At 58.7% G+C, this 11,867-nt stretch carries 9 protein-coding genes; 4 read left to right on the top strand and 5 right to left on the bottom strand.

The window, feature by feature from the left end:
• Nucleotides 1-51 precede the first annotated feature (51 nt).
• Entirely contained in the window at nt 52-1,767 is a 1,716-nt protein-coding gene (gene leuA / locus CKF42_RS13920; protein WP_111208447.1) for a 2-isopropylmalate synthase, read from the top strand.
• On the opposite strand, the gene CKF42_RS13925 is transcribed toward leuA, so the two are convergent.
• Both CKF42_RS13925 and CKF42_RS13930 read right to left on the bottom strand, forming a co-directional pair.
• Nucleotides 1,688-2,467, bottom strand: a complete 780-nt coding sequence (locus CKF42_RS13925; RefSeq protein ID WP_111208448.1) for a helix-turn-helix domain-containing protein — start codon at nt 2,465-2,467, stop codon at nt 1,688-1,690. The two genes, leuA and CKF42_RS13925, sit on opposite strands and share 80 nt — an antisense overlap.
• Nucleotides 2,464-3,324, bottom strand: coding sequence for an NAD(P)-dependent oxidoreductase (locus tag CKF42_RS13930; protein WP_111208449.1), 861 nt, complete (start codon nt 3,322-3,324; stop codon nt 2,464-2,466). Before CKF42_RS13930 ends, CKF42_RS13925 begins: the two co-directional genes overlap by 4 nt.
• Nucleotides 3,325-3,519: 195 nt before the next feature.
• Here CKF42_RS13930 and pqqU point away from each other — a divergent pair, with 195 nt between their 5' ends.
• Together pqqU and CKF42_RS13940 are read left to right on the top strand one after the other, a co-directional pair.
• Entirely contained in the window at nt 3,520-5,652 is a 2,133-nt protein-coding gene (gene pqqU, locus CKF42_RS13935) for a TonB-dependent receptor PqqU (protein ID WP_199559880.1), read from the top strand.
• 342 nt (nt 5,653-5,994) lie between these two features.
• Nucleotides 5,995-8,796, top strand: a complete 2,802-nt coding sequence (locus tag CKF42_RS13940) for an autotransporter outer membrane beta-barrel domain-containing protein (protein ID WP_111208465.1) — start codon at nt 5,995-5,997, stop codon at nt 8,794-8,796.
• 75 nt (nt 8,797-8,871) lie between these two features.
• Here CKF42_RS13940 and CKF42_RS13945 read toward each other — a convergent pair whose 3' ends face one another.
• From CKF42_RS13945 to CKF42_RS13955, 3 genes are all read right to left on the bottom strand, one after another.
• Nucleotides 8,872-9,429: an isochorismatase family protein gene (locus tag CKF42_RS13945; RefSeq protein WP_111208450.1), complete on the bottom strand. Its 558-nt coding sequence runs from the start codon at nt 9,427-9,429 to the stop codon at nt 8,872-8,874.
• Between the two features lie 9 nt (nt 9,430-9,438).
• Nucleotides 9,439-9,870, bottom strand: coding sequence for a MarR family winged helix-turn-helix transcriptional regulator (locus CKF42_RS13950; protein ID WP_009090285.1), 432 nt, complete (start codon nt 9,868-9,870; stop codon nt 9,439-9,441).
• Between the two features lie 66 nt (nt 9,871-9,936).
• On the bottom strand, nt 9,937-10,494 hold the full coding sequence (locus CKF42_RS13955; RefSeq protein ID WP_111208451.1) for a helix-turn-helix domain-containing protein: 558 nt from the start codon (nt 10,492-10,494) through the stop codon (nt 9,937-9,939).
• Nucleotides 10,495-10,633: 139 nt separating this feature from the next.
• On the opposite strand from CKF42_RS13955, the gene CKF42_RS13960 reads away from it, so the two are divergent.
• Entirely contained in the window at nt 10,634-11,806 is a 1,173-nt protein-coding gene (locus CKF42_RS13960) for a benzoate/H(+) symporter BenE family transporter (RefSeq protein ID WP_369974603.1), read from the top strand.
• Nucleotides 11,807-11,867: the final 61 nt, after the last annotated feature.

An 11,867-nucleotide genomic window follows, 5' to 3' on the forward strand; every position in this document is an offset into this window, starting at 1 on the left:
CGCGGCGGAGAGGCGCTGGCGGCAGACTGATAAAAAAACAAGGAGAACCCTATGCTGACGCAACCCGCTGATAAATACCGTCCCGCCCCGCTGATGTCGCTGCCCGATCGTCAGTGGCCTTCACGCCAGCTCACTCAGGCACCGCGCTGGCTCTCTACCGATCTGCGCGATGGCAATCAGGCGCTGTCGGAGCCGATGGATCGCGAGCGCAAAATGGCCTTCTGGGATCTGCTGCTGCGCTGCGGTTTCCGGGAGATCGAGGTCGCCTTTCCCTCAGCATCGCAGACAGATTTTGATTTCGTTCGCGATCTGATTGAACAGCAGCGCATTCCGCAGGATGTGACGCTGCAGGTGCTGACACAGGCGCGTGCCGATCTGATCGCCCGCACCTTCGAATCGCTGCAGGGGGTGCCGCGCGCCATTGTGCATCTCTATAACGCCACTGCGCCGCTGTTTCGCGAGCGGGTTTTTAAACAGAGCAAAGCGGAGATTATCGCCCTCGCCACCGCAGGCGCGCGGCAGATCCGCGCCGGATGCGAGGCGCAACCGGCAACCCACTGGACCTTTCAATATTCACCCGAGACGTTCTGTTTCACCGAACCGGCGTTCGTTCTGGAGATTTGCGAGGCGGTGGCGGATGTCTGGCAGCCCGATGCCGCGCGGCCGATGATCATCAACCTGCCCGCCACGGTGGAGGTGAATACGCCGAATGTCTATGCCGATCAGATCGAGTATTTCTGCCGCCACTTCAGCCGCCGTGACGCGGTCTGTATCAGCGTCCATCCGCATAACGATCGCGGCACCGGCGTCGCCTGCGCGGAGCTGGCTCTGCTGGCAGGCGCTGACCGGGTTGAAGGCTGCCTGTTTGGCAACGGCGAGCGCACCGGCAATGTCGATCTGGTGACGCTGGCGCTGAATCTCTACACGCAGGGCGTTTCGCCGCAGCTCGACTTCAGCAAAATGCAGGAGGTGATTGAGGTGGTGACCCGCTGCAACCAGTTGCCGGTGCATCCCCGCCATCCCTACGCGGGGGAGCTGGTCTTCACCGCCTTCTCCGGTTCGCATCAGGACGCGATCAAAAAAGGGTTCGCCATTCGCGCCGAACAGCAGGAGACGCTGTGGCAGATGCCCTACCTGCCCCTTGACCCGGCCGACATCGGCTGCAGCTATGAGGCGGTGATCCGTGTCAACAGCCAGTCAGGCAAAAGCGGAGCCGCCTGGCTGCTGGAACAGAATCACGGTTTACAGCTGCCGCGTGCCCTGCAGCAGGATTTCAGCCGCTGTGTGCAGCAGGAGACAGACCGGCACGGTGGCGAGATGACGCACTACGCGCTGTGGCAGCTCTTTTGCCGCCGCTACGGTGTGACGCAGCCGGCAATCACCCTGGAGCAGGCTGACAGCCAGAGCGACAGCGCCGGACAGACGCAGATGCGCGCCAGCGTCCGCTGTCAGGAGCGTCCTGTGACGCTCACCGGCCGGGGCAATGGCTGGCTGTCGGCGGCGGTCAATGCCCTCGCGGGTGCGTTCGATCTTCATCTGACCATTGAGGATTATCATGAACACACGCTGGGGCGGCGCAGTGACAGCCGTTCCGTTGCCTATATCAGCTGTGTGGATGCGCGTGGGGTGCGGGCCTGGGGTGTGAGCATCGACAACGACACAACCCGTGCGGCCCTGCAGACACTGCTCAGCGCGGCGGGCTGCTTTCTGGCGGCGGAAAGTAGTCCGTCGGCGACACGCCCAGCAGACGACGAAACATCGCACTGAAGGCGCTGGGGCTTTCATAGCCCAGCTCCAGCGCCACCCGCAGCACCGCATCGCCCTGCGCCAGTCGCGTCAGGGCGATCGCCAGCCGGGCGCGTCGCACCCAGTCGCTGAACTGCAATCCGGTTTCGCGCATAAAATGGCGGGCCAGCGTCCGGCCCGAGACGTTCAGGTGGGTACTGGCGTGCAGTAGCGTCCAGTTTTCGCCGGGGGTCTGCTGGATCCGCTCACACAGCGCCTGAAGCCGGGCGCTGTGTGGCGTCGACAGCGCAAACGGCAGCACATCCATGCCGCGAATTTCATCCAGAATCAACTCCATTATCCGCTCAGCCCGGCTGCCTGCCTCGTAATGCACCGGCAGCGCGAGTGCGGTAACAATCAGCTCACGCAGCAACGGCGAAATCTGCACCACCTGACAGCTGGCGGGCAGATCGGCGCGTGCCAGCGGATCGATAAACAGCGTGCGCGCCGCGACGCTGCCGGTAATCTGCAACGCATGACGGGTAAATGCGGGCAGCCAGACGCCGCGGCTCGGTGGCACGATCCAGCTGCCATACTCCGTTTCCACCCGCACCACGCCGCTCAGCGTGAGGATCAGCTGTGCGCAGGTATGGTGGTGCCAGGGCTCACTGGCACCGTGCAGGTAGTCGTGCGCCAGCGGCACCAGCGGACGATGGCTGAAGTCAACCGGCTGCTGGCTCATTGCGCCTTCAGATAGCGGTAGATCACCGCCAGATCCTCTTCACCGTGTCCTTCATCAACCGCCTGCTGCCAGAGCCGGGAAATATTCTCCAGCGCTGGCAGCGGCGTTTCTGCGGCATCCAGCGCCAGTCGGGCATCCTTCAGCGCCCAGACCAGATGCATCTGCGGGGTGTAGTCATCGCGGGCCATCATCTCCAGCTTCATTTTTGCATAAGGTGCTGCGAGCGGACCGCCCTCCAGCACCTGCCAGAGATCGTCGGTGGAGAAGCCGAACTGCGCTGCCAGCTGGGTACTCTCTGCCAGGCTCTGCATCATGCCAATCAGCCAGCTGTTGATCACCAGCTTCATACGGCTGCTTTTACCCGCTTCGCCCAGCCATTGCGTACCTTTACCGATGGCGGCAAACACCGCTTCTGCCGCCTGCGCCCGGCTCTGATCGCCACTGGCGAGCACCAGAATCTGTGCGTTTTCGGCCGGTGCCTTAGTGCCGGAAACCGGCGCATCAATAAACAGCAGATCGGGACGGACCTCTGCAAAAAAGGCGATCAGCGCATCCGTTTTTTCCACCCCGATGGTGCCCATCTGACACAGCGTTGCACCCTGTTTAAGGGCTTCCTTAACCTGATGCAGCACCTGCTCAGTGGTATCACCGTCCGCCAGCATGGCGATCACGACATCCGCCTGGCGCACCGCCTCGTCCGGCGAGTCAGCCAGCTGCAACCCCGCGTCCAGCAAATCTTCGCCGCGTGCGCGGGTGCGATTCCAGCCGTGCACGGTAAAGCCTTTCTTCAGCAGATTAGCGGCAAATGCGTGCCCCATTGCGCCTAATCCCAGAACCGCTACTTCAGGTTGTTTCATGCTGACTCCCTTGAGTTATCTGACGGCATCCCACAACGGTGGATGCCCGTGACCAGTAAAGTTGCGTTTCAGCCTGGCGGTAAACAGAGAAAAAATCCAGCCCGAAACGGTGTACCCCAATCGGGCAAACCCTTACCATACGCGACAATTGTTCCATCTGGTTCAATACCTCTTCTCTTTTCCAGGCGACTTATAATGAAAATAATTTCTCTGCGTAAGATGACGCTGGTCATGTTGCCCGCCATGCTGCCGCTGCCGCTGCCGCTGCCGCTGCTGGCGGCGGATAACGACGTGACCCTGGTCGTCACCGCCGCACCGTCAGAACAGGGGCTCAACGAACTCGATACCCCCGCGGCCCTGAGCGTGGTCAGCGGCGACGATATGCGCCAGGCCGCCCCGCGCGTAAACCTGTCGGAAAACCTCAGCAGCGTGCCCGGTCTGCAGCTTCAGAACCGACAAAATTACGCCCAGGACCTGCAGATTTCGATGCGCGGCTTTGGCTCCCGCTCCACCTATGGCGTGCGCGGCCTGCGCATCTATGTGGATGGCATTCCGGCGACCATGCCGGATGGGCAGTCACAGACCTCAAATATCGATATCGGCTCGGTTGACCATGTTGAAGTGCTGCGCGGCCCCTTCTCAGCACTCTATGGCAATGCGTCAGGCGGGGTCATCAACGTCACGACACAGCAGGGGCAGCAGCCGGCGACGCTGGAAGCCGGCAGCTGGTACGGCAGTTACGGCAGCTGGCGCAACAGTGTCAAAGCCAGCGGCGCGACCGGTGACGGCACGCATGCCGGCGATGTGAACTACACCGTTTCTGCCTCCCGCTTTACCACCCACGGCTATCGCGACCACAGCTCCGCCCAGAAAAACCTCGGAAACGCCAGACTCGGCGTGCGCATTGATGATGTCAGTACCCTGACGCTGCTGTTTAACAGCGTTCACATCGACGCACAGGATCCGGGCGGCCTGACCCCGGCACAGTGGCGCGACAATCCGCGTCAGGTGGTGAACAATGTCTCGCTCTATAACACCCGCAAAACGGTCGATCAGACCCAGGGCGGTCTGCGCTATCAGCGCCAGATGAGTGAAAATGACGACCTCAGCGTCATGCTCTATGCGGGCATGCGCGAAACGACCCAGTTCCAGTCGATTCCCGCCACGGTGCAGCTTAAACCTTCCCATCCCGGTGGCGTGATCGCCCTGACCCGCCATTATCAGGGTGCAGACACCCGCTGGACTCATCGCGATACCCTGCTCTCCATTCCGGTAGCGCTGACCGGTGGCCTCGACTATGAAACCATGAGCGAGCGCCGTAAGGGCTACGAGAACTTCATCGTCAGTGACGGCGTTACGCAGCTGGGCGAACAGGGCAATCTGCGACGCAACGAGCGCAACCTGATGTGGACGCTCGATCCCTACCTGCAGACCGCCTGGCAACTGACAGATAAGCTCTCGCTCGATGCGGGCGTGCGCTTCAGCACCGTCAACTTTGACTCGAATGACTTCTACATTCGTCCCGGCAACGGCGACGACAGCGGGAATGCGCGCTATCACAAGTGGCTGCCCGCGGCGGCGCTGAAGTATGCCGTTGATCCCGGCTGGAACGTGTGGATCTCTGCCGGGCGCGGCTTTGAAACCCCGACCATCAATGAGCTTTCCTATCGTTCGGATAATGCGACCGGCCTGAACCTGGGACTGAAACCCGCCACCAGCGACACGCTGGAGGCAGGCGCCAAAAAACGCATCGGCAATGGCCTGCTGAGCGCTGCGCTGTTCCAGACTGACACCCGCGATGAGATTGTGGCAGATGCCAGCAGCGGCGGTCGTACCACCTATAAAAACGCCGGTCAGACACGCCGTCGCGGTCTTGAGCTGGGCCTGGACCAGCAGTTTGCCTGGGACTGGCGGCTGAAGATGGCTTACACCCTGCTGGATGCGCGCTATCGCAGCAATGCCTGCGGCAGTGACAGCTGTGACGGCAACCGTATTCCGGGCATTGCCCGCAACATGGCCTACGCAGGCCTGGGCTACCTGCCGGAAGAGGGTTTCTATGCGGGAAGTGAAGTGCGCTACCTGAGCCAGATTGCCGCTGAAGATCAGAACAGCGTTAACACCCCCTCTTACACGGTGGCCGCACTGAACAGTGGCTATAAATGGAAACTGGACGCGTGGACGCTGGATCTGTTTGGGCGGGTCGATAACCTGTTTGACCGGCATTACGTGGGGTCGGTGATTGTGAACGAGAGTAATGGCCGTTATTTCGAGTCTGCGCCCGGTCGTAATTACAGCGCTGGATTCACGGTGAGTTACGCATTTAACTAATTTAATAAGTGGCTTTTATAAAGCCACTTATTACCGCCCTGCTCTGAACCGTCAGTGAATAATATCACTCACCCTTTCATTTCATTAAAAAATCACACAAGCCCGCACTCATAAAAAAGCCACTGACTTACCCAACTCCATAACCTTATTGCAACCACAATTCTCTTCTGATAACACAACCCGGAATACCTTTGGGATAAATCAAAAATATAAAACTTCTTCCCTGATAAATTATTCTCAGCTCAAACGTATCTGCTTAGCCGCACATGGAATAATGCATCTTTCTGTGTGCGCGTTGATTTTTCGTGCCACACAGGGAATGTTTTGCTGATGAATAAGATAATGAGTAGTTTAACGCCGCTGGCGTTACTGACAGGATTTATGATGAGCGGTAATGTGGCGGGTGAGAATATCGGAAGCCAGACAGGGGCGAATATAACCCTGAATGATGGCGACATTCTGACCGGAGACGCCACCTATTCAGGCGGGCTATATGGCGTCGTCAATCCCTACAATCAGACCGGGATCATCAATCTGGGCCGTCACGCTTTTATAAACGTCACTGATGCCGATAATTATGCACGCGGCGTAGTGATCTGGGGGAATGAGAGCCAGCTGTCTGCGGAAGGACTTACTCTCAATATCAGTGGAAATAGTGCCCTGGGCATTAATATTACGGGTCAGGATATTACTGCCGATCTGGGGACGGGAACCACGGTCAATGTGAACGGGACCGCTACCGCTTCCGGTATTCTGATTCGGGGAGCGTCATCGCTGAAAGCAGAAGCGCTTACGGTGAATCTGACAGGAGACAGTGGTTTAGGCCTCAGCGTCAGCAATGCGGGCACCCGCGTGGATCTGGGAAGCGGCAGCACCATTTCGACTCAGGGTACTGGCAGCCACGCTATCAGGGTCCATACCCTGAATGGGAGAGCATCATCCAGCCGCACATCACTGATCGCAAATAAACTGACTCTCACCACGACAGGCGATTATGCTTATGGTCTCAATCTGCAGGCCGATTCGCTCGCAACTCTGGGATCCGGAAGCACCATCACGACAAGTGGCGCGAAGGCCTTTGGCATCTGGAGTTATGGCGAACTCTCCGCTGATAATCTGACCATTAATACGACAGGAAGCGGATCAATCGGTCTTGAGGTGCGTCAGAATGGCGTTGCTGACATTGGCCCCGGCAGTCAGGTAACGTCTGCTCAGGCTGGCAGCATCGTCGCCAGCGGCACGTCAGCAATCATTAACTTCAAAGGAACAGCAGAACAGCGAAACAGCCTTCATTCAGGCGGTTCTTATGCCGCATCTGCCCAGACGTCTGGCTCCTTTGTCACGCTTGATGAGACCGATATTACCAGCGCCGACATGGCGCTGTGGGCGCTGAACGCGGGTCATATCTCGGCGAATAATGTTTCCATCAGTAGTTCAGTGACTCCCAGAGCGGCGCTTTATGCAATGACAGGCGGCGAGATCAATCTGACCGGTAATGTCGATATCGCTATGGCTTCGGCAGATCAGTTCGCCATCGCCACGCAATATAACGAAGGTTATGCACAGGGCGTGGTTAATATCGACGGCAAACTGAATATGACGGGTTCCGTTTATTCCCGCGGCGGATTCGTTGATTTAGCGCTGCAGCCCGGTTCGGTCTGGCAAGGCGCCGCCATCAGCGACGGTGTGAATAAGGGGTATCTGAATACGACACTGGATAAGAGTGACTGGTATGTCAGCGCAAATTCAAATGTAGACCGGTTAAACATGAATAAGGGGCGGATTGATTTTACCCGGTCAATCTCTGCATCCGACTATTCCACCTTAACCGTTGCCGATCTGTCAGGTAGCGGTAATTTCAATATGCGTGTTGATCCGGTGGGTGAAGGTGATGGCGTTAATAACCGGGGCGATAAGCTGGTTGTCACCAACAGCAGCCAGGGTGACTTCACATTGTCATTTTTTAATCAGGGCAGTCTGGCGACAACAGGCCATGAGTTATTAACCGTGGCAGAAACCCCTGACGGGATAGCAAATTTTACCACAGCATCAGATATTGAACTGGGCGGCTATCTCTACTCAGTGCGTAAAACCGGCACGAACTGGGAACTCTACTCTTCCGGCGCCGCATCAGCACCGGAACCAGAACCCGCTCCGGATCCGGCACCAGAGCCAGCCCCTGCCCCAACACCCGCGCCAGCCCCTGCTCCGGCACCGACGCCAGCCCCTCCGATTACTACCACGGCAGATGCAGGCGGTAATTTCCTGCATATCAGTTACCTGATGAACTATGTCGAAACGCAAACCCTGTTTCAGCGACTGGGCGACATCCGTCAGGACAATGCGAAAGGGAATGTCTGGCTGCGGGGCTTCGGCGGTAAACTGAACACCTTCTCAGGCGGCAGACTGAGTGACTTTGAAATGGGCTACAGCGGCTATCAGTTTGGCGCAGATAAGCACCTGGCCGACGATATAAATGTGTCAGGCGGCCTGTTTATGGGGACCACCCACGCCTCACCTCACTACCGCGGGGGCGAGGGTACGGCCAAATCAGAACATGTGGGGGGCTATCTGACCTGGGTCGCCGATAACGGTTTTTACATCGATCAGGTCGTTAAGATCAACCGCATCCGCAATCAGTTTACGGTAAAAGATAGCCAGCAGAATCTGGTTTCCGGTCAGGCCAAATCAAACGGATTCACATTTTCCGTTGAGGCGGGCAGGCGTTTTCACTTCTCTCCTGATGACCAGGGCTTTTATCTCGAACCTCAGGCTCAGATTACCGCAGGCCGGCAGAAAGGGTCTCAGACCCGGACCAGCAACGGTCTGATTATCGCGTTTAAAGATTATCATTCCGTTAACGGTCGGGCAGGCGCGCTGGCAGGATACAGTCAGAAAAGTGGAGCCACGAATTACAATGTCTATTTCAAAACCGGCGTGGAACGCGAGTTTTCAGCCAGCATGCAATATGCTCTGAACGGTTCAACGGAGAAAGCGGATTTCAGCGGAAATGCCTTGCGCAACGGACTGGGAGTCAGTGCCGATATAGACACCGCACATCATCTTTATCTGGAAGCCGATTTAACGACCGGTCAGCGCTTTGATCAACGCCAGCTTAATGCCGGTTACCGTTTTAGCTTTTAACTGAAGAGTTGACGTGCAGCCATCCCTGTCCTGCCCTCCGTGGCAGGACTTTTTTTTGCCTGATACTCAGTCAGATCAGGCCTGCGGCAGCAGCGCAACAATCTCCTCACAGCTGCCGGTTTCACCCAGGCGCGGGAAGATCAGTTTGATGCTGTTATTGTGCGTATCAATGTTGAGATCGGTCATCGCATCGGTCGCCAGCGTGACGTTGTAACCCGACTCATAGGCCTGTCGCGCCGTGGACTCCACGCCGATACTGGTGGCGATCCCGCAGATCACCACCTGCGTGATGCCGCGCTGCTGCAATTCCTCGTGCAGCGCCGTGGCCTGAAACGCACCCCAGCTCTTTTTGGTGATGGTGATGTCATTCTGCTGCGGCGTCATTGCCGGAACCAGCGTCGCCCAGTCGGCAGGCAGTTCACCGCTGTGACGGGCCTGCTCAGTGCGGCCTGGCGCACCACCTGCCACGTTAACCAGCACAACCGGCAGATTATGCTGGCGGAATGTCGCCGCCAGCGCGGCACAGCGCTCGATCACCGGCTGCGGCTCATGAACCAGTGGCAGCGCCACAATGCCATGCTGCAGGTCGATAACAATCAGCGCCGTTTTTGCATCAAGTGTGGTTACAGCCATATTAAATCCTTAAAGTGAATGGTCAGCGAGTCGCTGCAGTAAAGGGAGAACATCGGTCAGTTGCTGCTGTTCAGCCGGTGTCAGCCGGGCCTCCAGCGTCCGTACCAGCCAGTCGTCACGCATCGCGCGGCTGGAAGCAATCACCGCCAGGCTGGCCGCGGTCGGCAGGTAACGGGTCTTGCGGCCATCGTGCGGGTCGGGTTCCCCTGTCACCAGATCCGCCGCCAGTAACCCCGCAACGGTGCTGCCCATCGACTGGCTGCGCACGCCTTCCGCCGCGGCCAGCTGCGTCACCGTCATCGCCCCGTCCCGCACCAGATGGCCCAGTACCGCCACCTGTGACCAGGTTAACTCACCGGGTGGGGCCGATTCGCGCAGGCGGCGACTCAGCTTACCCACCAGCATGCGCAGCAGGGCTGCCGATTCAGTCAGATCGCTCATTGCCGGTCTCCATAGCCAGGCGAAAGTATAGAGATACGAAGGTAAACTGTGTAGTTTGCTCAGGTATCAATTTGTAACGTCCGGCCGCTGCAGGTAGTGGATCAGACTGTGAAAACGCAGTGGCGTCGCCAGCGGATTACGGTAGCTGTGTGTCACATCCGCCCTGAACTGGAACGCCTCTCCCGCCACCAGTCGTCGCCAGATATCACCGACGCCCAGCAGCAGCTCGCCTTCAATCACCACCACCTGCTCGACACAGCCCGCTTCATGGGGTGACGACTGGCTCTGCGCGCCCGCTGCCAGCTCAACCGCCAGCAGGTCAAAACGCAGCTGCGGATCGTAAGGCAGCAGCGGATGAACCGTCATCTCGGCGTTGGCCTGGCTGAACCCGGCGACCGCGCCAGAGGGAAGCACCCGTCCATCGATAAAAAAGGAAAAGGGAACGCTGAAACCGGTGGCGATCTTCCACAGCGTAGCCACGGTCGGACTCGATTCGCCGCGCTCAATCTGCCCCAGCATCGCTTTACTGACGCCGGTTCGCTCCGCCGTGAGCGTCAGGCTCCAGCCGTTGGCCTGGCGCAACTGTCTGAGCGCGGCGCTCAGGTGTTGCTGAAAATCTGCCATTTTTTCTCCTGCATTTTTCGTCAATGAGCTGACGTTATGCTGCCAGTGTAGCACTTGTGCGTTATAGCGTATCATGCAATCATGTGCGCTATAACGCACAATACAGATTCACCTTCGCTGAGGGTGATAGAGAGCGATGATGAAAAGAGTGGAACATCCCCGTTTTACCCTGCCGATGGTGGTTTCCGGCTATGTCGCCGTGCTGGTGGGCTACAGCAGCAGCGGCGCCATTATTTATCAGATGTTTCAGGCGGCGGGCGCCACACCGGCGCAGATCGGCGGCTGGCTCTCCGTTCTGGGCATCGCGATGGGGATCGCCTCGCTGGGATTGTCGCTGCGCTACCGCATGCCGGTGCTGGCCGCCTGGTCAACACCCGGCGCGGCGCTGCTGGCCACCAGCTTTCATGGCATTTCGCTGAACGAGGCGGTGGGCGTCTTTGTGTTCTCCAATCTTCTCATCGTCCTGTGCGGGGTCACCGGACTGTTTGCCCGACTGATGAATCACATTCCCGCTTCGCTGGCGGCGGCGATGCTGGCCGGGATTCTGCTGCGCTTCGGGCTGCAGACCTTTGCCGATTTGCAGACCAACTTTGTGCTCTGCGGCAGCATGTGTCTCGCCTGGCTGCTCGCCCGCCGCTGGCTGGCCCGCTATGCCATTCTGGTCACCCTGCTGATCGGTATCGCCGTCGCGCTGGCGCAGCACGCCATTCACTTTCCGCCGCAGCCCTTAAACGTAATGCTGCCCGAACCGGTGATGCCGCACTTTACCCTGACCACCCTGCTGGGAATCGGAGTGCCCTATTTCCTGGTTACGATGGCGTCGCAGAACGCCCCCGGTATCGCGACCTTACAGGCGCACGGTTATCGTGCACCGGTGTCTGCCCTGATGAGCTGGACTGGCCTGACGGCGCTGCTGTTATCACCGTTTGGCGGTTTTTCCGTCTGTGTGGCGGCCATTACCGCGGCGATCTGCATGAGTGATGAGGTCGACCCCGATCCGCAGCAACGCTGGCGCGCGGCGGTGCTGGCGGGAATTTTCTATCTGCTGGCGGGTGCGTCCGGGGCGTTGATCGCCGTGCTGTTCAGCGCCCTGCCTGGAGTGCTGATTGAAGCGCTGGCGGGACTGGCTCTGCTTGCCACGCTGGGTGGCAGCCTGCAGCGCGCGCTCGAACAGCCTGCTGAACGCGACAGCGCGCTGATCACTTTTCTGATCACCGCTTCCGGCGTCTCGCTTCTGGGGATCGGTCCGGCCTTCTGGGGCCTGGTGGGCGGCATTATCGCCCATCTGCTGCTGGTGCGCAGAGGTGCCTGAATCTGCTGATCTCACTGAACTGGCGGTTGTTTTTCCGCCAGCCAGTGAAAAAAACGCTGGA

This window comes from Pantoea sp. ARC270 (assembly GCF_003236725.1).
In the GTDB taxonomy this organism is placed as follows: Bacteria; Pseudomonadota; Gammaproteobacteria; order Enterobacterales; family Enterobacteriaceae; genus Pantoea; species Pantoea anthophila.

Bases quoted from the DNA above. Each gene is read 5' to 3' on its own strand.
- leuA (WP_111208447.1), top strand. From the start codon at position 52: ATGCTGACGCAACCCGCTGATAAATACCGTCCCGCCCCGCTGATGTCG.
- CKF42_RS13925 (WP_111208448.1), bottom strand. From the start codon at position 2,467: ATGAGCCAGCAGCCGGTTGACTTCAGCCATCGTCCGCTGGTGCCGCTG.
- CKF42_RS13930 (WP_111208449.1), bottom strand. From the start codon at position 3,324: ATGAAACAACCTGAAGTAGCGGTTCTGGGATTAGGCGCAATGGGGCAC.
- pqqU (WP_199559880.1), top strand. From the start codon at position 3,520: ATGAAAATAATTTCTCTGCGTAAGATGACGCTGGTCATGTTGCCCGCC.
- CKF42_RS13940 (WP_111208465.1), top strand. From the start codon at position 5,995: ATGAGTAGTTTAACGCCGCTGGCGTTACTGACAGGATTTATGATGAGC.
- CKF42_RS13945 (WP_111208450.1), bottom strand. From the start codon at position 9,429: ATGGCTGTAACCACACTTGATGCAAAAACGGCGCTGATTGTTATCGAC.
- CKF42_RS13950 (WP_009090285.1), bottom strand. From the start codon at position 9,870: ATGAGCGATCTGACTGAATCGGCAGCCCTGCTGCGCATGCTGGTGGGT.
- CKF42_RS13955 (WP_111208451.1), bottom strand. From the start codon at position 10,494: ATGGCAGATTTTCAGCAACACCTGAGCGCCGCGCTCAGACAGTTGCGC.
- CKF42_RS13960 (WP_369974603.1), top strand. From the start codon at position 10,634: ATGAAAAGAGTGGAACATCCCCGTTTTACCCTGCCGATGGTGGTTTCC.